The 20,958-nt window shown below is 60.5% G+C and carries 16 protein-coding genes; 10 read left to right on the plus strand and 6 right to left on the minus strand.

Annotation, left to right across the window (positions count from 1 at the left end):
- Window positions 1-71 precede the first annotated feature (71 nt).
- From queD to ACKJSM_RS11635, 6 genes are all read left to right on the plus strand, one after another.
- On the plus strand, window positions 72-428 hold the full coding sequence (gene queD, locus ACKJSM_RS11610) for a 6-carboxytetrahydropterin synthase QueD (RefSeq protein ID WP_007955941.1): 357 nt from the start codon (window positions 72-74) through the stop codon (window positions 426-428).
- An 84-nt stretch (window positions 429-512) separates the two neighbouring features.
- Entirely contained in the window at window positions 513-1,325 is an 813-nt protein-coding gene (locus ACKJSM_RS11615; RefSeq protein ID WP_410237497.1) for an alpha/beta fold hydrolase, read from the plus strand.
- A gap of 174 nt (window positions 1,326-1,499) precedes the next feature.
- The gene (gene codB / locus ACKJSM_RS11620) at window positions 1,500-2,771 is read left to right on the plus strand and encodes a cytosine permease (protein ID WP_410237498.1); all 1,272 of its coding nucleotides are present in this window, start codon (window positions 1,500-1,502) and stop codon (window positions 2,769-2,771) included.
- 13 nt (window positions 2,772-2,784) lie between these two features.
- The gene (gene codA / locus ACKJSM_RS11625; RefSeq protein WP_410237499.1) at window positions 2,785-4,020 is read left to right on the plus strand and encodes a cytosine deaminase; all 1,236 of its coding nucleotides are present in this window, start codon (window positions 2,785-2,787) and stop codon (window positions 4,018-4,020) included.
- Window positions 4,021-4,133: 113 nt separating this feature from the next.
- Complete coding sequence (locus tag ACKJSM_RS11630) at window positions 4,134-4,790, plus strand: carboxymuconolactone decarboxylase family protein (RefSeq protein WP_410237500.1); 657 nt, start codon at window positions 4,134-4,136, stop codon at window positions 4,788-4,790.
- 136 nt (window positions 4,791-4,926) lie between these two features.
- The gene (locus ACKJSM_RS11635; RefSeq protein ID WP_410237501.1) at window positions 4,927-6,492 is read left to right on the plus strand and encodes a glucan 1,4-alpha-maltotetraohydrolase domain-containing protein; all 1,566 of its coding nucleotides are present in this window, start codon (window positions 4,927-4,929) and stop codon (window positions 6,490-6,492) included.
- A 10-nt stretch (window positions 6,493-6,502) separates the two neighbouring features.
- Here the strand turns inward: ACKJSM_RS11635 and ACKJSM_RS11640 are convergent, their stop codons facing one another.
- The gene (locus tag ACKJSM_RS11640) at window positions 6,503-7,498 is read right to left on the minus strand and encodes a diaminopimelate epimerase (RefSeq protein WP_410237502.1); all 996 of its coding nucleotides are present in this window, start codon (window positions 7,496-7,498) and stop codon (window positions 6,503-6,505) included.
- A 269-nt stretch (window positions 7,499-7,767) separates the two neighbouring features.
- Here ACKJSM_RS11640 and tssI point away from each other — a divergent pair, with 269 nt between their 5' ends.
- Entirely contained in the window at window positions 7,768-10,197 is a 2,430-nt protein-coding gene (gene tssI / locus ACKJSM_RS11645; protein WP_410237503.1) for a type VI secretion system tip protein TssI/VgrG, read from the plus strand.
- Here the strand turns inward: tssI and ACKJSM_RS11650 are convergent.
- Complete coding sequence (locus ACKJSM_RS11650) at window positions 10,086-10,574, minus strand: hypothetical protein (RefSeq protein WP_410237504.1); 489 nt, start codon at window positions 10,572-10,574, stop codon at window positions 10,086-10,088. The two genes, tssI and ACKJSM_RS11650, sit on opposite strands and share 112 nt — an antisense overlap.
- On the opposite strand from ACKJSM_RS11650, the gene ACKJSM_RS11655 reads away from it, so the two are divergent.
- The 3 genes from ACKJSM_RS11655 to ACKJSM_RS11665 all read left to right on the plus strand — a co-directional run bounded on the left by ACKJSM_RS11655 (window position 10,536) and on the right by ACKJSM_RS11665 (window position 15,813).
- Window positions 10,536-13,448, plus strand: coding sequence for a phospholipase D-like domain-containing protein (locus tag ACKJSM_RS11655; protein ID WP_410237505.1), 2,913 nt, complete (start codon window positions 10,536-10,538; stop codon window positions 13,446-13,448). The genes ACKJSM_RS11650 and ACKJSM_RS11655 overlap by 39 nt on opposite strands.
- Complete coding sequence (locus tag ACKJSM_RS11660; RefSeq protein ID WP_410237506.1) at window positions 13,445-14,551, plus strand: hypothetical protein; 1,107 nt, start codon at window positions 13,445-13,447, stop codon at window positions 14,549-14,551. Before ACKJSM_RS11655 ends, ACKJSM_RS11660 begins: the two co-directional genes overlap by 4 nt.
- 110 nt (window positions 14,552-14,661) lie before the next feature.
- Window positions 14,662-15,813: an MFS transporter gene (locus tag ACKJSM_RS11665; protein ID WP_236177302.1), complete on the plus strand. Its 1,152-nt coding sequence runs from the start codon at window positions 14,662-14,664 to the stop codon at window positions 15,811-15,813.
- A 65-nt stretch (window positions 15,814-15,878) separates the two neighbouring features.
- Here the strand turns inward: ACKJSM_RS11665 and ACKJSM_RS11670 are convergent, their stop codons facing one another.
- The 4 genes from ACKJSM_RS11670 to ACKJSM_RS11685 form a co-directional block, all read right to left on the minus strand.
- Window positions 15,879-18,302, minus strand: a complete 2,424-nt coding sequence (locus ACKJSM_RS11670; RefSeq protein WP_410237507.1) for a TonB-dependent siderophore receptor — start codon at window positions 18,300-18,302, stop codon at window positions 15,879-15,881.
- A 98-nt stretch (window positions 18,303-18,400) separates the two neighbouring features.
- Entirely contained in the window at window positions 18,401-19,384 is a 984-nt protein-coding gene (locus ACKJSM_RS11675; RefSeq protein WP_410237508.1) for a FecR family protein, read from the minus strand.
- A gap of 40 nt (window positions 19,385-19,424) precedes the next feature.
- Window positions 19,425-19,925, minus strand: a complete 501-nt coding sequence (locus tag ACKJSM_RS11680; protein ID WP_236177296.1) for a sigma-70 family RNA polymerase sigma factor — start codon at window positions 19,923-19,925, stop codon at window positions 19,425-19,427.
- A 94-nt stretch (window positions 19,926-20,019) separates the two neighbouring features.
- Window positions 20,020-20,856, minus strand: coding sequence for a hypothetical protein (locus ACKJSM_RS11685; protein WP_410237509.1), 837 nt, complete (start codon window positions 20,854-20,856; stop codon window positions 20,020-20,022).
- Window positions 20,857-20,958 lie beyond the last annotated feature (102 nt).

Genomic DNA, 20,958 nt, shown 5'->3' on the forward strand with positions numbered 1-20,958 from the left:
ACAAGCTGATAAACTCGCCGCCTGCCCGAATTCGCTGCGGCGAACGCCATCTGAACAGAGCTGAAATCACTGTGGAAATCTTCAAGGAATTTACGTTCGAATCCGCCCACCGCCTGCCCCACGTACCGGACGGCCACAAGTGCGGACGCCTGCACGGTCACTCGTTCAAAGTGGCGATTCATCTGAGCGGCGACCTCGATCCGCACACCGGCTGGATCCGTGATTTCTCCGAGATCAAGGCGATTTTCAAGCCGCTGTACGAGCGTCTGGACCACAACTACCTCAACGACATTCCGGGCCTCGAGAACCCGACCAGCGAAGTGCTGGCCAAATTCATCTGGAATGAATTGAAGCCCCTGCTGCCGGAACTCAGCGCGATCCGCATCCACGAGACCTGCACCAGCGGTTGCATCTATCGCGGCGAGTAAATCCTGCGACACAAAAAACCACCGAGACCGGTGGTTTTTTTACGCCTATGCTTTTTGGCTCGAACCCGCCAAGAGGACAGGCCCATGACGGACTGGCTGCCGGATCAGGTCTTTGATTTCAACGGGCGACAGATTCGCCACGGGGTGCGCGGTGACGGTCCGCCACTGGTGTTCGTGCACGGCACGCCCTTCTCGTCCTACGTGTGGCACCGCATCGCGCCGCATTTTTGCGCCACCCATCGGGTGCATTACTTCGATTTGCTGGGCTACGGGCAGTCCGAGCAACCGGACGCCGACGTCTCCCTCGGCGTGCAGAACGAATTGCTCGCGCAGTTGCTCGATCATTGGGGACTGGAAAGGCCGGACGTGGTCGCCCACGACTTCGGCGGCGCCACCGCACTGCGCGCGCATCTGCTCAACGGCAAGGATTACCGCAGCCTGACCCTGATCGATCCGGTAGCGCTGACACCCTGGGGCTCGCCGTTCGTGCAGCACGTGCGCCAGCATGAAGCGGCGTTCAGCGGTCTGCCGGATTACATCCAGCGCGCCATCGTGCCGACCTACATTCGCGGGGCGATTCACCGGGATATTCCGGATGCGGAACTGGCGCCCTACGTAAAGCCGTGGCTGGGTGATCCGGGGCAAGCGGCGTTCTACCGGCAGATCGCGCAGATGGACCAGCGCTACACGCTGGAAGTCCAGCCGCTGTACCCGACGATCCGCTGCCCGGTGCAGATTCTCTGGGGCGAGGACGATCAGTGGATTCCCCTCGAACGCGGACGCGAGTTGCACAGCATGATTCCCGGATCGCAATTTCATCCGATCCCGAATGCCGGGCATCTGGTGCAGGAGGATGCGCCTGAAGCCATTGTTGCCGCCCTGCTGCGATTTCTCTGATCAATCCCGCGCCCCTGTGGGAACAGCCCTGCTCCCACATGGTTCGGTACGGCGCCCCATGCACTGCTTTCGCGCCGATCATCCGTGCCTCGTCTATAAATACTCGCAACATCGCGTTTGGCACGACCGCTGCAACCTCTTCGCGTCCTCCCCCTTTCCAGCAAGGAACGCCCCATGACGCAAAATAATCCCGGCAATGATTACCCCCTCAGCGAAGTGCCGATGCACGCGCGCAAAGGCCTGGCCTCCACGGCGATGGTGCTGCTGGGCTTCACCTTTTTCACCGCGACCATGTTCGCCGGCGGCAAGCTTGGCGTGGCGTTCAATTTCGGCGAAATGCTCGCCGTCATCGTCATCGGTAACCTGCTGCTCGGCGTGTACGCCGCAGGCCTGGGTTACATCGCCTTCAAAAGCGGGCTGAATTCGGTGCTGATGGGGCGCTTCTGTTTTGGCGAAGTCGGCAGCAAGCTCAGCGACCTGATCCTCGGGTTCACCCAGATCGGCTGGTACGCCTGGGGCACCGCGACGGCGGCGGTGGTGCTGGGCAAGTATTTCGACCTGAATGAAGCCACGGTGCTGGGGCTGATGGTGCTGTTCGGCCTGGTGTTCTGCGCCACGGCGTATGTCGGTTATCGCGGGCTGGAGATTCTGTCGTACATCGCGGTGCCGGCGATGATGTTGCTGCTGATCCTGTCGATGTGGGTGGCGACCGTGAAAATCGGCGGCCTCGACGGTTTGCTCGGCGTCGTACCAACGGGTTCGCTGGACTGGTCGACCGCCATCACGCTGGTGTTCGGCACCTTCGTCAGTGGTGCGACCCAAGCCACCAACTGGACGCGTTTTTCCCGTTCGGCGCGGGTCGCGGTGCTGGCCAGCCTGATCGGTTTTTTCATCGGCAACGGCCTGATGGTGCTGATCGGCGCTTATGGTGCGATCGTCTATCAACAGCCCGACGTGGTCGAAGTGCTGCTGTTGCAAGGCTTCGCCATGGCGGCGATGGCGATGCTGTTGCTGAACATCTGGAGCACCCAGGACAACACCATCTACAACTTCGCCGTCGCCGGCTGCAACCTGCTGCGCACCGGGCGCCGCAGGACCGTGACCCTGGCCGGTGCGGTGATTGGCACGGTGCTCGCGCTGCTGGGCATGTACGACATGCTGGTGCCTTATCTGATCCTGCTCGGCACGGTGATTCCACCGATTGGCGGGGTGATCATGGCGGACTTCTTCTTCCGCTGGCGCGGGCGTTATCCGCGTCTGGCCGACACACGGTTACCGACGTTCAACTGGCCGGGGCTGGCGGCTTACGCAGCCGGAACCGTCGCGGCGTTCGGCTCGCCGTGGGTCGCGCCGCTGGTCGGCATCGCCGTTGCCGCGTTAACGTATATCGCAGTGACCGGCCTGCTGGGCACCCGCAACGCGGCCGCCCCTCTACAAGATCTATAAAAGGATTCGCCCGATGCACATCATCAACGCCCGACTGCGCAACCAGGAAGGTCTGCACGAATTGCACCTCGAAGACGGCCTGATCCGCAGCATCGCGCGCCAGACCGAAGCGCCGCCCCTGGGCCCCGACGACCTCGATGCCGGCGGCAATCTGGTGGTGCCGCCCTTCGTCGAGCCGCACATCCACCTCGACGCCACCCTGACCGCCGGCGAGCCGCGCTGGAACATGAGCGGTACGCTGTTCGAAGGCATCGAATGCTGGGGCGAGCGCAAGGTCACCATCACCCAGGAAGACACCAAAACCAGGGCGAAGAAAACCATTCAGACGTTGGCCGCCCATGGCATCCAGCACGTGCGCACGCACGTTGATGTCACCGACCCGCAACTCACCGCACTCAAAGCGATGCTTGAAGTGCGCGAGCAAAGCCGTCACCTGATCGACCTGCAGATCGTCGCGTTCCCCCAGGAAGGCATCGAGTCGTTTCGTAACGGTCGCGAGCTGATGGAAGAAGCAATCCGCATGGGCGCGGACGTGGTCGGCGGGATTCCGCATTTCGAATACACCCGCGACCAGGGCGTCAGCTCGGTGAAGTTCCTGATGGACCTGGCCGAACGCACCGGTTGCCTGGTGGACGTGCACTGCGACGAAACCGACGACCCGCATTCGCGCTTTCTCGAAGTGCTGGCCGAAGAGGCCCGCAGTCGCGACATGGGCGCCCTTGTGACCGCCAGCCACACCACGGCGATGGGCTCCTACGACAACGCCTACTGCGCCAAACTGTTCCGCCTGCTCGGGCATTCGGGGATCAGTTTTGTCTCCTGCCCGACCGAAAGCATTCACCTGCAAGGTCGCTTCGACAATTTCCCGAAACGCCGCGGCGTAACCCGCGTCAACGAACTGCTCGAAGCCGGCATGAATGTCTGTTTCGGTCAGGACTCGATCGTCGATCCGTGGTATCCGCTGGGCAATGGCAACATCCTGAGGGTCCTCGAAGCCGGCCTGCACATCTGCCACATGCTCGGTTACCGCAACCTGCAAAGCGCGCTGGATCTGGTCACCGACAACAGCGCCAAAGCCATGCACCTGGGTGAGCGCTACGGCCTGGAACAGGGCCGCCCGGCCAACCTGTTGATCCTGTCGGCCGACAGCGATTACGAAGTGATCCGCAGCCAGGGCCTGCCGCTGTATTCGATCCGTGGCGGCAAAGTGCTGATGAAGCGGCAGATGCCCGTGGTGGAATTCGTCTAAGGTGGAGAAGTCGGCGCCGCAACGGCGCCGACTTCTTCCGATGGACGCCTGTCATGCCGTAGTTCGCGCGCTGTTGCTCCGCTGCCATCCTCATTGATCCGTGAGGACGCAACATGAATCAAAAAACAACTTCCGATCCCATCGATACCCTTTACCAGGAAGGCCGCCATACGTTTGTCGAACTCGTACCCAATGGCGGGGCCAGGCTCGACGCCTTGTTCCATACCGTTCCCGCATTGGGCCAACTGGCCGTCGGCGTGGTGTACGGACATTTACACTCGCGGCCTGGTCTTGATCCGCGATTGCGCGAAGCGGTGTCCTTTGCCGCCATTGTCGCCTCGGGCATGGTCGGGCCTGCGCTGAGCGTGCACCTCAAAACCGGCCTGGCATCGGGCCTCGCACCGGGTGAATTGACTGAAGTACTGCTGCAGGCTTCGGCCTTCGCCGGTTTCCCCCGAGCGGTCAGCGCGGCGGAGCAGCTCAATCATCTGTTTGCAGACGCGGGCCTTGAATCACCACCACTCCCCACGCCCAGAGAAGTCACTTCAAGATTTTGCGCAGACGTTCGCGCGGGCCATTCACCGATCCCGCTGAGCGCCGCCGTGAAACGCCAACTGCGGCACGCGGACCATTTGGCGCTGCAAGCCTGCACAGCGCAGGCTGTGATCGTCGAGTGTTTTCAAAGCCCCGAGACGCAGCCCAAAGCCCTGCTGTATGTGACGGTGGTCGATGACATGGTTGCCACCGTGAAACTGTTCAAGGGCCAATGAACGGTTTCAGGGTTATGGATCGAGTCGGCTTTATCGCAAAACGATAGAGCCGACCTGTCAGATCTGACAGGCGACAAGCGCCGCGAGCCGGCTCACAGTAAGCCCCAAGGGATCCATCGTTCCCGGGGGGACGACCATGAAAGGGACTTCATCATTTCGCCTGGTTTTCGCTGTCTCACTGGCCATCGCCACGGCGACAGCGGCGATGGCCGGCGTTCGCAACGGCAGCGGTGAAGAAATTCTGCTCCAAGGCTTCCACTGGAATTCAAGCCGCCATCCAATCCCCTGGTATTCGGTACTGGCGCAACAGGCAACGGCCATCGGCAACGACGGATTCACCCGGATCTGGATGCCGCCACCATGGACTGACGCTTCGCAGTGGAATACACCCACGGCTGCCGGCGGCGGTGAAGGATATTTCTGGAACAGCTTCGACAAGAACAGTCGTTACGGCACTGATCAGCAACTCAAACAAGCGGTACTGGCGCTCGACAACGCGGGTGTAAAAGTCGTCTACGACGTGGTGCCCAATCACATGAGCGATAAAGCGGTCTATTCGATGTTCCCGAGAGGGAGCAACGAATGGCGGCATGACTGCATGCAATGTGATGAAGGTGATGCGTTCATGGATGGCTCGGCGGATCTGAACACGGCCAATCCGACAGTCTTCGACGCCTTCAAAAAAGAATTCATCAATCTGCGCGACAACTACGGTGCTCAAGGCCTGCGCTTCGACTTCGTCCGTGGTTATGCGCCGGAAACGGTGGATCGCTGGATGAACGCCTTCGGCAACCAGCAATTCTGCGTCGGCGAAAACTGGAAAGGCCCCGACGAATATCCGCAGGGCGACTGGCGACACAATGCAAGCTGGCAGGATGTGCTCAAGGACTGGTCGGATCGCTCGCACTGCACGGTGTTTGATTTTGCCCTCAAGGAGCGAATGCAAAACGGTCAGCTCGCCGACTGGCGCCACGGTTTGAATGGCAATCCGAATCGTGCCTGGCGCGAAATCGCCGTGACCTTCGTCGACAATCACGACACCGGTTATTCACCTGGTGCCTACGGCGGCCAACATCACTGGGCGTTGCCCGATCCACTGGTCAATCTGGCTTACGCCTACATCCTCAGCAGTCCCGGCACGCCGGCCGTTTACTGGCCGCACATGTATGACTGGCAGCGTGATCAACTGATCCGGCAATTGATCAAACTGCGCAAGAGCGCAGGTATCCGTGCTGATTCGCCGATTCGCTTCAACACTGCCTATTCGGGACTGGTCGCCACCACACAAGGTGTACGCGGCACATTGGTGATCGCCCTCAAATCCGATCTGCAACAGTTGCCGCAAGGCATGGGCGCACCGACCTTGAACTGGGATAAAGGCGATATCCGGATCTGGAGCGGCCCTGTAGAACCGGCGACTGTGGCAGTCAACGTGCATTGCGACAACGCCAATCCGCAGCCCGGTGAACGCGTCTATGCGGCGGGTTCATCGCTGGAGTTCGGGGCCTGGGATCCACAGCATGCAATAGCGCTGACACTGAACAACAACCGCTGGAGCACAACCGTGGAGGTGCCGGGCCAGCAAAAGCTCGAATGGAAGTGCATCGTGCGGGGACAGACGCCGGCGGCGGTGCATTGGCAGGCGGGCGCGAACAACACCTTTACCAGCGGAGCCGTGAGCGCCACTGTCGGGCGCTTCTGATCTTGAGGTTTCAGCGAGTTTCATCGCGCACTGCAGTACCGAACAGACGCACGCCGGCCAGTTCTCCGTCGCGCTCCTCCAGCAGGATCGGCGCCGTCCCGCCCGGCATCACCACTCGCACCTCTCCCGCCGCCACCCAGCCCACCCGCCATGCCGCACTCGCCACCGCACTGGCGCTGGTGCCGGATGAGGCGGTCGGACCTTCGCCCCGTTCGAACACCCGCGCCACAATCCGTTGATCCCCGACGCGCGTCGCCCATTGCAGATTGACCCCGGCCGGGCACGGCTGGCCGGCGCCGGTGGGCAGGGCGTAGGCGATGGCGGTCAGACTGTCCGAAAGCGGCGATTCAAGCATCTGTGCGTTGCTCGGCAATGCGGCTTCATCCTGCACCAGCGTCACGCAATGCGGATTGCCGATTCGCACGAACTGGCTGTGCGTCCAAGCGGTATCGAGTTGTGCCAGTGGCTCGATGCGATTGACCTCAACACCATTTAAAGACACGGGTTCAACGCCAAGCGCACCGACCGCTGCCGGGCCGAAACCGGGCTGGCCGAGATCCAGCCAGAAGCCTTGCACGCCTGCCACTACAGCCGGTTTGACCGTGGTCGGCACAGGCGACGGCGCATCCTGTTTGTCGTGATGCACCCGCAGCATCGCGCCCTCTTGCGGCATCAAACCTTGTTCAAGCAGCGCCTGGGAGAAAATCGTCAAACCGTTGCCACTCCGCTCGGCCAGCGTGCCGTCGGTGTTGACGATCAGCAGATCGAAAGGTGGCGACGATTGAAACGGGCCGATCAGCAAGCCATCGCTGCGATGGTGTTTGGCGCCGGCGGGACGAATCCCGTCCGGCCATTGGCAAAATGTCTCTATGACCCGCTCGCTCCACGCTGCTCTGGAGGAAGCGGCGTCTTCAGCGCTGGCCGGCAGGGTGATGCCCGCCTCGCATACTTGTCGGGGTGAAACCACGCCGTAGATATTGCCCCGTGCATCGTAGAACTTCGCCATCTGTTTTCCTGCGCTCAGGTTCCTGTCAGCGCTCCACTCTACTGCCTGACGGGATCGACAATCACGTGGAAACATCAGCAAAAGTGATATCACTTTGCCAAGAAACATCTCGTAGCAACTTCAAACAGCCCTTATAAACCGTGGCCTTCAGGGTATGTGCGCAACTTTTTGCGCAACTTTAAGCCTTTATGATCCGACTCGGTTCTGGATCAGGCTTTCGCCGACGGTAGAACTTTCAGGAGATTTCGTTTCACCTCAAGGAGCGTCACATGTTCAGTCCAGCCAACGAAACGCACTTCAGCCTGACCGTTGAAGATTACGTGGGCGACCTGCAAGTCCTGTCGTTCACCGGCACCGAAGGCATCAGCCAGCCGTTCCGTTTCGACCTGGAACTGGTCAGCGAAAACCCGGATCTGGACCTGGAAAAACTCCTGCACAAACAGGCGTTCCTCGCCCTCGATCCGCAAGGCTCCGGCATCCACGGTCAGATCTACCGTGTCGCCCAAGGCGATGCCGGCAAGCGCCTGACCCGCTACAAGGTTTCGCTGGTGCCGCAGCTGCAATACCTGCATCACCGCACCAACCAGCGCATCTACCAGCAGATGTCGGCGCCGAAAATCATCGCGCTGATCCTCGACGAGCACGGCATCAAAGGCAACGCCTACAGTTTCCAGCTCAGCCAGCCGTGCCCGGATCGCGACTACTGCGTGCAGTACGACGAAACCGACCTGCATTTCGTCCAGCGTCTGTGCGAAGAGGAAGGCATTCACTACCACTTCCAGCACAGCAAGAAGGGCCATCTGCTGGTGTTCGGCGATGACCAGACCGTGTTCCCCAATCTCGGCCAGCCGACCGCGTACGTGCAGGGCAGCGGCATGGTCGCCGAAGAACCGGTGATCAAAGGCTTCAAGCTGCGTCTGGAAACCCGCACCAGCCGCACCACCCGCCGCGACTACGACTTCGAAAAACCGCGCCTGCAAATGGAAGCGGCTTTTAAACCAGAGAGTAAGCCGGATGGCGAGAGCACCGAACCGGATCTGGAAGACTACGACTACCCCGGCCGCTTCATCGACCGCGCCCGCGGCAAGTTCCTCAGCCAGCGCGCCCTCGAGCGCCATCGCGCTGATTATCGTCAGGCCGAAGGTCGCGGCGACCAGACCCGACTGGTCAGCGGCCACTTCATGGAAATGTCCGACCACCCGCGCAGCGAGTGGAACGACCTGTGGCTGCTCACCGAAATCTTCCACGAAGGCAAACAGCCGCAAGTCCTCGAAGAATCGGTGACCAGCGACACCACCGACCACAAGGACGACTTCCACCAGGGCTACCGCAACCGCTTCCTCGCCACCCCGTGGGACGTGTTCTACCGCCCGGCCCTCGAACACCCGAAACCCCGCGTGCTCGGCAGCCAGACCGCCATGGTCACCGGCCCCAAAGGCGAAGAAATCCATTGCGACCAGTACGGCCGCATCAAAGTGCAGTTCCACTGGGACCGCGAAGGCCTGGCCGACGACAAGACCAGCTGCTGGCTGCGCGTCTCCAGCTCCTGGGCCGGCGACCGCTACGGCGCCATCTCCATCCCGCGCATCGGCATGGAAGTCCTCGTCACCTTCCTCGAAGGCGACCCCGATCAACCGTTGGTCACCGGCTGCCTGTACCACAAGGAAAACCCGGTGCCGTACGCCTTGCCGGTAAACAAAACCCGCAGCGTCTTCAAAACCCTCAGCTCCCCGGGCGGCGGTGGCTACAACGAACTGCGCATCGAAGACAAAAAAGGCGCCGAACAAATCTTCATCCACGCCCAGCGCGACTGGGATGAAAACGTCGAACACGACCAGAAGATTCGGGTCGGCAATGAACGTCACGACACGGTGGTGAAGAACAGCTACACCGAGCTGAAGGCTGAAGAACACCGCACCACGATTTCCGATCGCAAAGTGGAGGTGAAAACCAGCGACCACCTCACGGTAAAGCAGAACCAGCACATCAAGCTCGGCACCGCGCAACTGACCAGCGCGGGCAAGGAAATCCATCTCAAGGCCGGTGACAAAATGGTCATCGAGGCCGGCAGCGAACTGACCCTCCAGGCGGGCGGCAGCTTCATCAAACTCGATGGCGGCGGCATTACCGTGGTCGGGCCGGTGGTGAAGATCAACGCCGGTGGCTCGGCGGGAACAGGTTCCGGGATTGCGATCCTGATGCCGCTGTTGCCGGTTCCCGCAGCGTCGGCCAAGGCCGGCAACCTCATGGCGCCCGCGCAACCCGGCGTATTGCCGACCAGGCCCGAGCCACGGGAATATTTCTTCGACATTACCCTGACCGATGTGCCCGGCGATGAAGGCTTCCCGCTGGCCCACACCCTCTGGCAGATCGTCCAGGACGGCGTGGATGAGCCATTGCTCGAAGGTCAGACCGACGAGAACGGACGCGTCAACATTGACGAACCGCAACGCCTGAAACTTTCCAAAGCCTATGCCGAAGCCGGCCCGTTGTGGCTGTGCTATCCGGGGCAACGGGTGCCCGTGGCCCTGCACGACGAACCGGCGGACGCGGACAAGGAGCGCTTCGCCCTCGCCGCTCTCGACTTTCATGACAGCACCCGCCACCGCACCATCAATGCCGCCAGCAACGAACGCAGCAAGCAGGACTTGCTCACCGACGGCGACTTGTACAGCCGACTGCACAGCACGGACGAATGACCATGACGGATTCCGCTACCCCCTACAACGGCGTTCGCCACAAGGAAGTCAGCCAGATCAACACCGCCGCCGGCAAAGCCCTGCCCGCCGTGAATGCGCCGGACTTTTTCATTCAGGACAAGTCCGCCTTCGCGCCCAAGCGCAGTGGTAACCAGGTGCGCTTTTTCACCACTGGCGAGGATTACTACAAGGATCTGGCCAAGGAAATCGCCAAGGCCGAAACCTCGATTTTCATCACTGGCTGGCAGGTCAACTACGACGTAACCCTGGACGGCAAGCAAACCCTGTGGGAATGCCTGAGCAATGCCCTGAAAAAGCCCGGTCTGAAAATCTACGTCATGCCGTGGCTGAGCCCGGCGGCCAGCGTCGGCACTCATGACTTCGAAACCATGCTGGCGGTTTTCCAGCTCAACGCCGGGCTGAAAGTGCCGCGTGCCTTCTGCACACCGGCCATCCAGCAAAGCGACATGAAGGGCCTGGGCTCGACTTTTTCCCATCACCAGAAGTGCGTGGTGATCGACAACAAAATCGGTTATGTCGGCGGTATCGACCTGGCGTACGGGCGTCGTGACGACAACAACTTCAGCCTGGATGCCAGCGACCGCAAGGGTAACGACGCGTATAACCCGGGGATTCCGCATCTGGGCTGGATGGACATGGACAAGCACGTCAGTCGAGCCGGCCTGCTGTTGGGCACGCTGTTCGATCTGTCCAAACCGCTGGCAGAAACGACCATCGGCACAGAAAAAACCAATGTCAAACTGGCGTTGCCCCGTCGCGCTACCGTGATCAACGCCGTCGCGGCGATTCAGAACTTCTTCGCCAGCCCGCCCCTGCCCGTTCTGGATCGGGCAATGAAGGCGGGCAAAAGTCTGAAGGAATACGCGTCCTCCATCGACCCCTTGGCCAGGCCCAGGGAGTATCTGAACGACGCGGCCATCCGCAATATCACAGCGCTGATCAAACACAACTGGACACGTCTGCCGCTTGCCGAACCGCTCAAGGGCCAGGCCCAAGTCTGGATTCGCGAGGTCGAAACCAGCGCCGGCAATTTGCAGGCTTCGCTGCGTCTGAAGAGTTACGAGCTGATCAACAACTGGACGAACTCGACCGATCTCGGCCGCCTTGTCGCCATGTTCTGCGACAAGGGTTACGACGCGATGCCCGCAGAGAAAATGGGCTGGCTGAACAACATCGGCCAATTGACCACCTCATTGCTCGGGCACTTTTACGCGCTGCTGCAAGACCGCGTGGCCAATCACCGGGAGCCCTTTGAGTATCTCAAGCACAAACCGCAGCCACTGGCTTCGTCAGATTACAGCCGGCTGGACAAGGACCAGCCGCGCATGCCGTGGCAGGACGTTCACAGCCGTATCGAAGGGCCGTCGGTGTACGACCTGTCGCGCAACTTCATCGATCGCTGGAACGGACAACAGGCTTACATCGCCGAGCTCAAGAGCCTGGAAAAAACCACCGTCATCGTCGCCCTGATGGAGTGGGTCAACACTCTGGTCAGGGACGCCGGCCTGCCCCACCACCTGGATCTCAACAATCAGATCAACCTGAAGCTGCCCATGCCCGAACCGGTCTGGATCGATCAGGCCCCGACCCTGCCGGCACCACCGCAGACCGCGCAAGGCGGCGTCAGTGTTCAAGTGTTACGCAGCGCTTCAGCCGCCATGACCACTCAAGAGGCCAAGGGTCGACACCTGGCCAAGGTCAATCTGCCGCTGCCCGAGGGTTTCAACGTCGGCGGGGTCCAGGACAACTGCCTGCGCGCCATGCTGCAGACCATTTCCAGTGCCCAGCACTTCATCTACATCGAGAACCAGTTCTTCCAGACCGACTTCGGTGACGAGGGCGAACTGGCGGAAGGGCGGCCGCTGTCCGGCCCGATGGCCAGCCTGCGCGACCCGTCCACCTTGAACGAGAATTTCGTCGCCCGCATCAAATTGCGTGAAGCGATGGAAGACCAGGACTTCACCCAGATCGACTGGAAAGAGGTCAACGCCATCAGCAAGGAGCCCGGCGAAGAGGCCCGCACCTTTCTCAAAAGTTTCCTGGCGATCTGGCAGACCAACGCACAGGGCTGGTTGACGCAGAAACTGGGGAAAGAACAGAAGCTCACCAACACCATTGGCAAGGCGCTGGCCGACCGGATCGGCCGGGCGATTGCCGAAAACCGTCCTTTTCACGTGTACCTGATTTTGCCGGTGCACCCGGAAGGCGCGCTGAATGTGCTGAACCTCATGCACCAGGTTCACCTGACGATGCAAAGTCTGGTGTTTGGCGAACAGAGTCTGGTCAAACGCATTCAACGGCACATGGCGATGAAGGACATGATGGATCGCGGGGCGAGCAAGGAAGAGGCTGGGAAGATTATTCAGCGGTTGGATAGCAAAAATAGGCCAGTTTATGCGCAACAGAACTGGTCAAAATATTTGACCCTGCTGAACCTTCGGACTTGGGCCACCCTCGGTGATAGAGTCGTCACTGAACAGATATACGTGCACAGCAAGTTGTTGATTGCGGATGATCGGGTGGCGATTCTCGGCAGCGCCAATATCAATGACCGCAGTCAATGCGGGACACGTGACTCAGAACTGGCAGTCATTGTGCGCGATAGCGAATCGACTGAAGCGAAGCTGGACGGCAAGCACAATCAGAAAGTAGGGAAAACTATCAATAAGTTGCGCAAGGATTTGTGGAAGAAGCATTTCGGGATGAGTCAGGCGAAGAAAGATGGCCCCGTGGCTCACTTCACTGTTTCGGACGAAGTTCTCGATCAGCCTGCTGCAGAAAAAACCTGGCGAGATATTCAGAAGCGCGCCAAGGATAATTCGGAGGCTTACGAGCAGTCCTTCAACTTCATTCCTCAGAGTATCAGTCAGGTGCAAATACTTGTTGATCCAACGACAGCGTCTGAGCCCTCCGGGGATATGCCAGCATCAATCTGGCCAACGTGGACATATCGCTCCCCAGATGATCATAAACGTGGTGGAAAACTGGCGGACTGTTTGCCACATGAAGAGGGATTTTGGGAGAGCAAGACATGGGCTGGGGTGAAAACCTATTCCGCTCCCATGGGCATCAAGGGCTTCATTACTGCCCTACCAATCGGCTGGACCAAAGGTGAGAACAATGACTCAGGATTGAACCTGACGATCATCGCTCACAACGAAGACAGAAAGAGCGACGTACACATCGCAAGTGTGAGCGAAACGCCCAATCGAAATGAGCACAGTTCATGACACGAATCATCGCCACCTTTGCCAGCCTGCTGCTGGGCACCCAATCAGCCCTAGCTGAGCCTGCCCTGCACGAGTGTCTGGGCCGTACCAGATTCGAGTCACCGGAAGCATTCGAGTGGGCAACGTTTGCTATCGAGCGTAGCAACATGAAAGGTGCAGGAGGACACGTGTTTTCCAAAAACGTGCATGCGGTGGGCGACTACGTTAGTTATGACTTTGACGAACTGACCATCAGAGTCAGCGATGCCACGACACGGGAAAACTTTGAAAAACAACGCAACGCCATTGTCCACGAGACCGAACTCTACAAAAAACGCCTAGAGGACAAGCTTGAAACCAACAAGGACCTTTTGGTATCGATCAAGGAGATGAACTATTCCCATGACATGGTGAAAAGGCAGGAGGAACAAATAAAAAAACTGGAAGAGCAAATACCCAAAGTAAAAAAATACGAACACGATCTAGGTATCCCCGACTCCTATGTCATGGGCAGCGAAAATATCCCCTACGAATTCCTCCTTTGGCGCAACAACCGGGTGTTCTACTTCAACATGAACAAACCCACCGAAAACTCCGCACAACGGATCAAGGACCTTGCCGCCCGCTTCGAAGCCCGCGACCTCTATCAAGTGCCCGAAGGCCCCGGCGTCTGTATGCCCTACGGCTTTATCCATGACGACGGCAAAACCGGTTTCAACGTCAAGAACAGCCTGCGCTTCACCAGCACGCCCAACGTGATCATGAGTCTTATCAATGCCTCACTCGGCAACCACGCCAAACCCACCGACGGCACCTACGACACCGACTACCGCCCCGGCTACGACGCCGAGATCTGGAAAAAGTCGAAGATCATGGAGAAGTTCTACATCGGCGACCGCATGACCACCCTCGAAGGCTGGCGTCTGGACCCTCGCCCGGAAACCACCGAACAGGATCGCGCCTGGTTCGCCATCGCCCATGTCGGCGGTCTGGCGAGCCCGCTGATCGCAGCGCAGATGTTCACTTTCCAGAAAGGCACCGACGGCCTGAAAGATCTGGTGCCGCCGCCCGAGTCGGTCGTACCGCGCTTTTTGAAGTTGACGCAAAGCATTCGCGAGCAGTGAGCCGTTCTCGCCGATCAGCCTGATCGGGAACTCAAGGTCGCGGCCCATGGACTGATGTGCAACGATGTTGCCCTGCATCACGCCATTGACCGCAAGACCAAGGACGTTTCATGACTGCCATCAACACCCCGCCTCCCCTCGCCCCCGGACGTCTGCAACAGATGTCCACACGTATCGCCTTCTTCATCGCCGGGCTCGGCATTGCCGCGTGGGCGCCGCTGGTGCCTTACGCCAAGGCACGGGCCGGGCTCGATGAAGGGACGCTGGGGTTGTTGCTACTGTGCCTGGGCGTCGGTTCGATTCTGGCGATGCCGCTGGCAGGGATTCTGGCCACCCGGTTTGGCTGCCGCAAGGTGGCCACCGGCGGCACGCTGCTGATCTGCGCGGCGTTGCCGTTGCTGGCGACGGTGTCGTCGATCCCGGCGTTGATCGCCACGCTGTTCATGTTCGGTGCCGGGCTCGGCACGGTGGATTCGACGGTGAACCTGCAAGCGGTGATCGTCGAGCGGGCCAGCGGCAAGAACATGATGTCGGGGTTTCATGGCCTGTTCAGCCTCGGCGGGATCGTCGGCGCGGCGGGCGTCAGTGCCCTGCTCGGTCTCGGGCTGTCGCCGCTGGCGGCGATGCTGGTGGTGGTCGTGGTGCTGATCGCGGCGTTGTTCATGGCGGTGCCGCACATGCTGCCTTACGGCAGTGAAAGCTCGGGGCCGGCGTTTGCGGTGCCCCACGGGATCGTGCTGTTCATCGGCGGCATGTGCTTCATCGTGTTCCTCACCGAAGGCGCAGCGCTGGACTGGAGCGCGGTGTTCCTGGCGCAGGAGCGCGGAATCGACACGGCCTATGCGGGATTGGGTTACGCAGCGTTCGCATTGACCATGACGGCCGGCCGTTTGACCGGTGACCGGATCGTCCGCGCATTGGGTGCGACCCGGATCATTCTGTTTGGCGGTCTGCTGGCGGCGGCGGGATTGTTTCTGGCGACCTTCGCCCCGAGCTGGCAAGCCGCGCTGCTGGGTTATGCGCTGGTCGGCGCCGGCTGTTCGAACATCGTACCGGTGCTGTACACGGCGGTGGGCAAGCAGACGGTGATGCCGGAAAGCATCGCCGTGCCGGCAATCACTACGCTGGGGTATGCGGGGATTCTGGCGGGGCCGGCGGTGATCGGATTTGTCGCGCACGCCAGCAGCCTGAGTTTTGCGTTCGGGTTGATGGCGACGTTGCTGGTGGCGGTGGCGATCGGTGGGAAAGCGCTGAAGGTCTGAGACTGATCTGATCTGTTCAGATCGTTCCCACGCAGACGATTCGACGTGGGAACAATCAGTGCAGATCAGAAACCGACGCTGGCCTGCACGAAGAACGTCCGCGGCGTGCCCACGTAAATCCCCGAGTTGTTGTCGCTGGAGCGAGTGAAGTACTGCTTGTCGAAGATGTTTTTCACCCCGGCGCCGAGTTTCAGGTTGGAGAGCTGCGAACCGAAGTCATAGCCGCCGCGCACGTTCCAGGTCACGTAGCCCGGAATGTCGCCGTACTGACCGTCCGCCGTGCCTTCGGTGATGTAATTGCCATTGAAGCTGCCATCAGCATTCACGCCGGTGCCCGGCGAGCGCTGTTTGGACTGGGCAAAACCGTCGATGTTGTAGGTCCAGCGGTTGATGTCGTAACGCAAGCCGACGGTCGCCACCTGGCGGGAGTAGAACGGCAGGTCGCGACCCTTGAATCCCGGGATCTCGCCTTCATAAGTCGCGCGGGTGTAAGTGAAACCGGCGTTGGCGGTCAGGCCGTCGAGACGCGGGTCAAGCGCTGCCATGTCGTAGTGCACCGACGCTTCGATACCCTGGTGCTTGGTCGCGCCAAGGTTGGTCCAGCCCACGTCGTTGCTGATGTATTGCAGTTCGTCATCGAAGTCGATGTAGAACAGCGTCACTTCCCCGCCCCACACATCATCGTTGTAGCGCGTGCCGATTTCGTAGGTCTTGGCTTTCTCAGGTTCCAGGCCATTGGCGGTCTGGTCACCCGAGCCGCCCTGGCCGAGCTGGAAGTATTGCAGGCTGCCGAACGAGGTCTCGTAGTTGGCGAACAATTTCCACGCATCGGACAGGTGATACATCACGCTCAGGGCCGGCAGCGGCTCGTTGCTTTCGATGCTGCGGTTTTTCTCCGGGACGCGTTTGCCGGCGGTGTCGAGCACGGCGCGGTCGTGCCAGTCGGTGCTGATGTGCTCGAAGCGAATGCCCGGGGTCACGGTCCAGTTGCCGACGTCGATCTTGTTGTCGATGTACACCGCGTTGGCCTCGGTGCCACCAGTGCGATCCTGGAACACGTGACCGTCGGAGGTCTTGGTAACCACCGGCACATTGTTGACCAGCGCCAGACGGCTCGATTGCTCGTGCATCGCTTCTTTCAAATAACGGTAACCGACGCTGACTTCCTGGGTGGTCGGGCCGACGTCAAACACGCGCGAGACACGCGGCTCAATGCCCAGCGTGTAGTAGGAACGCGGGAACGTGCTGAGGGTTTTCTGATCGCGGGCGGCGATGGTGCTGCCGCGAAAGCTGTCGGAATAGTAGGTCAGCACTTCGGCCTGAGTACGCTCGTCGATCTGCCGGATCCACTTGAACGACACGTCCTTGCGGCGGCCGCTGAAGCCGTCGTAGTCACGGTCGGACTGGAACGGTTTGTCGTCGTACTGCTTCTGCGTCAGGCCACCGGGCATGTCAGCGCTGGCGTCGTAGTAGTGGAAGTTGAGGCTGAAATCGTCCTGATCGGTCGGCGCCCAATGGGTCTTGAGGATCACGTCGTCGATGTCGTTGCCGTTGTTGCGCTCGCGGTAACCGTTGCCGTTGACGCCCGAGTACAACAGCGCCATGCCGATGCCGTTGTCGGCGGTGCCGCCGAGAAATGCGGTATCGATGTGTTTCCAGCCACCGTGCTGCGAGGTTTCCAGAGTGGTTCCGATTTCACCGGTGGTTTTTTCCGGGATCGCGCGGGTCACGAAGTTGATCACGCCGCCGACGTTCTGCGGCCCGTAACGCACGGAGCCGGCACCCCGGACCACGTCAATGCTGTCGAGGTTGCCGGAAGAGATCGGCGCCATCGACAGCTGCGGCTGGCCGTACGGGGCAAAAGCGGCCGGCACGCCGTCGATCAACACCGTCGAGCGCGGCGATAGGCGCGAAGTCAGACCCCGCACGCCGACGTTCAGCGAAATATCGCTGCCGCCGGTGCCGTTGGCTTCCTGCACCTGCACGCCCGGCACACGGCGCAACACGTCGCCGACGTTCATGGCGCCCTGCTCGACCATCGCTTCGCGGCGGATCACCGTGCGCGCGCCGGGGTGGTTCTGCACCACGGCGGCGTCGGCGTCACCCAGCCAGTCGCCGACCACTTTGATGTCGGTCACGCCCAGCTCCAGCGGGCCGGTGGCGGCGGCAGTCGGGGCCGGCGACAGCGTCACTGAACCTTCATTGATCTGATAATCCAGACCGCTGCCTTGCAGCAACTGGCGCAGGGCCTGCTCCGGAGAAAGGTTACCGTCCACGGCTGGCGCCTGTTTGCCGGCGACCAGGTCCGGGCTGAAAAACACCTGCAAGGACGTTTGCTGACCCAGTTCGCTCAAGGCCTGACCCAGCGGCTGTGCGCGGATGTGAATGGCTTCGGCGGCGAAAGCCATCGGCATGGCGGCGTTGACCGCCAACGCGAGCGCTAGCGGCAACCAAGGTGATTTTTTGTTTTTGGCGGTGGAGTTTTTCACGTCGAACGGAGTCCTGTGGATCGCAAGAGTGTGCGGCTGTTAATGCAAACCAGTTGCAGTTGAACAGGAAGACGACGAACTCGAAAAAAACCTGAATTTTATTTTGAAATTATTTCCTGGCTGCCGTCGGCAAGGGTGCGCACGGCCACCGGAAGGATGCTCGGCAAGGCCTTGAGCAAGGCATCGGTGTTATCGGATTTGAACACGCTGGTCAGACGCAAATTGGCCACGGCGGGGTTGGCGACTGTCAGCGGCTTGTCGCGATAACGCGACACTTGCTCGGCGACTTCGCTGAGGCTGGCGTTGTTGAACACCAGTTTGCCGCTGCGCCAGGCCGTCAGTTCCGCCGGGTTGACCGCATAGGCTGGCGCCACTTTGCCCTGGGCATCGATCCGCGTGCCGAGGCCGGCGGTCAGGCTGATGAAATCGGCATCGGCCGCATCACGGCCCTGCACCTTGACCGTGCCCTGCTCCACGGCGACCCGGGTCTGGGTCACGTCGCGGCGCACATCGAAGCGGGTGCCCGTGACCGTGACCTTGCCGCTGCCGGCCTCGACCACGAACGGGCGGGACGTGTCGTGTTCGACGCTGAACATCGCTTCGCCCTCGGTCAGTTCGATGAGCCGTCGATCCTTTTCAAACCGCACCTGCAGACGGCTGCGGCTGTTGAGGTCGATCATCGAACCGTCCGGCAGCGCCACATGCTTGCGCTCGCCGAGCGCGGTGACGAACTCGGCGCTGTAACCCTGCGGATGATTCAGACCGCTGAACAGACCAAGCCCGAGCGCCACCGCCACCACACTGGCCGCCACGGCATAACGCAATAATGGACGGCGTTGGCGCCGCGCCGGCGGGGTTTCGCACAGGGCCTTGAGCCGTGGCGCCGGCAGCAGATCTGCCGCCGTCCACAAGCCTTGCAGCAACTGAAATTCGTCACGGTGCTGGGGATGTTCGTTCAGCCAGGCCTCGAAGTTCCGGTATTGTTCGGCATCGACCGCTGGCTCCTGCAAACGCACAAACCAGCGTGCCGCGTCATCGCGCACCGTTGTTTGCCCGCACGCGCAATCACGAGTATCCATCATGGAATGTCCTGTTTGGCTGGGGATGAAAAGACGCCACGGCTCATGATTGCGCCCCGTCCAGGCGATCACGCAGATGCCGCAGGGTGCGGATCATATACTTTTCCACCATGTTCCTGGACAGGCCCAGCCGTTCGGCGATTTCCGCCTGGGTCAGGCCCTCGATCTTCTGCCAGACGAAAATCCGTCGGCAGTTGACCGGAAGCTCCGTGAGCGCCCGTTCGATGGAATCGGCCAGCTGGATCGCATGCATGTAATGCTCCGGGTCGCCGGTCGGCGACTCACTGAGATCGATCGCCTCCGACTCCATGGCCCCCCGCCGGTCCTGACGCCGATAGCCATCCACCGCGATGTTGCGCGCCGTCTGATGCAGATACGCCCGGGGTTGCTGCACCGCCGACGAATCGGATTCGAGCACCCGCACAAAAGTGTCGTGCGCCAGATCCTCGGCCTGCGAGCGATTGCGCAGGCGACGGGTCCAGGTGCCGATCAACTCTTCGTAATGCTCGAGAAAGCCGGGTCTGCGGGGCAGCATGGGGATCATTGCGGCGTGCTGAGGAAAGGGGCGTGAATGGTAATACTTCCTATTAAGCCCGGCAAATCATTCCTGGGTCCCTCGACAAGAGGATGCAAACAGCCTATTTGCCTTTGACCTTGCCAACGCTTTTGCCCTGATCCGGGTCGACAATCCCGAAGCAGCCCACCGGTGGGTGCAGGTACTGATACAGGGGATTGACCAGCAGGTGGGCATCGCCGCAAGTAATCAGGTGCAGGTGGTCACGATAAGTGTCGATGAGGTGCTGGATCGAAGGCGCGATGTAGGGATGAATGCCCGTGCGCAACCCCATGCCGGCCTTCACGTAGTTCGAATAGAGTTCCTTGAACTGGCCGCCGTCCTTGGCCGACAGCAGCGTGTTCGGGGATGGAGCGGAACCGAACAGAGCCTGGAATTTCTCGAACCCGGTCCTCTCCCCCACATAGGGCCTGGCAAAGTCGACGAGGGCCTTGTACTCAGTCTTGAGAAACCCCATGTCCGCGACTTTTTTGCAGTCGTCCAGCATGCCTCGGACGAATGCAACGTTGACATTGGCTGGAAAGTCATGGGCTTTGTTGAAGTAGTTCTTCATCAGGTTTTCGAGAATCGGGAACACCTTGTGCTCCCAGCCGAAAACCTTGCCCCGGTCGAAAACCGGCGCGAACAGCGGCGGCACCGACTGACGCGAGACGGCCTGTGGATACTGTTCGACATGGCAGACGATCTTGTTGTCTTCGATCAACGGGCCGAAAAAGTCTGCCCAGACGCCCTGCGCTGCCCACTGAAATGGAGGTTCCCGGTGGGCATCGCCAGTGAGAAAGATCATCGGGTCGTATTCGTCCGGAAAATGATCGGCGGCCGCCGCAAGATCCTGCGCCCGCTCATCCGACATCAACACCCCTTCATCGATCCACCAACTGCTGCCGAACTTCTTGCCCATGAAATCGCACTCCGTCAGTCCCTTGCAGTGAGCATCCGTTTCATGACGCTAGTCGTCATCCGGCATTTTTTCCAACAGACCGCGACACGCCAGGCTCATGGC

Source organism: Pseudomonas sp. PHC1 (genome assembly GCF_046487845.1).
Taxonomy (GTDB): domain Bacteria; phylum Pseudomonadota; class Gammaproteobacteria; order Pseudomonadales; family Pseudomonadaceae; genus Aquipseudomonas; species Aquipseudomonas sputi.

Coding starts and splice junctions, on each gene's coding strand:
- ACKJSM_RS11615 (WP_410237497.1), top strand. CDS start 513: ATGACGGACTGGCTGCCGGATCAGGTCTTTGATTTCAACGGGCGACAG.
- ACKJSM_RS11675 (WP_410237508.1), bottom strand. CDS start 19,384: ATGATGGATACTCGTGATTGCGCGTGCGGGCAAACAACGGTGCGCGAT.
- ACKJSM_RS11665 (WP_236177302.1), top strand. CDS start 14,662: ATGACTGCCATCAACACCCCGCCTCCCCTCGCCCCCGGACGTCTGCAA.
- ACKJSM_RS11680 (WP_236177296.1), bottom strand. CDS start 19,925: ATGATCCCCATGCTGCCCCGCAGACCCGGCTTTCTCGAGCATTACGAA.
- ACKJSM_RS11650 (WP_410237504.1), bottom strand. CDS start 10,574: ATGAGTGCCGACGCTGGCCGCCGGGCTCAGCCACGGCATGACGTAGAT.
- tssI (WP_410237503.1), top strand. CDS start 7,768: ATGTTCAGTCCAGCCAACGAAACGCACTTCAGCCTGACCGTTGAAGAT.
- ACKJSM_RS11685 (WP_410237509.1), bottom strand. CDS start 20,856: ATGGGCAAGAAGTTCGGCAGCAGTTGGTGGATCGATGAAGGGGTGTTG.
- ACKJSM_RS11655 (WP_410237505.1), top strand. CDS start 10,536: ATGCCGTGGCTGAGCCCGGCGGCCAGCGTCGGCACTCATGACTTCGAA.
- ACKJSM_RS11660 (WP_410237506.1), top strand. CDS start 13,445: ATGACACGAATCATCGCCACCTTTGCCAGCCTGCTGCTGGGCACCCAA.
- ACKJSM_RS11630 (WP_410237500.1), top strand. CDS start 4,134: ATGAATCAAAAAACAACTTCCGATCCCATCGATACCCTTTACCAGGAA.
- ACKJSM_RS11640 (WP_410237502.1), bottom strand. CDS start 7,498: ATGGCGAAGTTCTACGATGCACGGGGCAATATCTACGGCGTGGTTTCA.
- codB (WP_410237498.1), top strand. CDS start 1,500: ATGACGCAAAATAATCCCGGCAATGATTACCCCCTCAGCGAAGTGCCG.
- ACKJSM_RS11635 (WP_410237501.1), top strand. CDS start 4,927: ATGAAAGGGACTTCATCATTTCGCCTGGTTTTCGCTGTCTCACTGGCC.
- codA (WP_410237499.1), top strand. CDS start 2,785: ATGCACATCATCAACGCCCGACTGCGCAACCAGGAAGGTCTGCACGAA.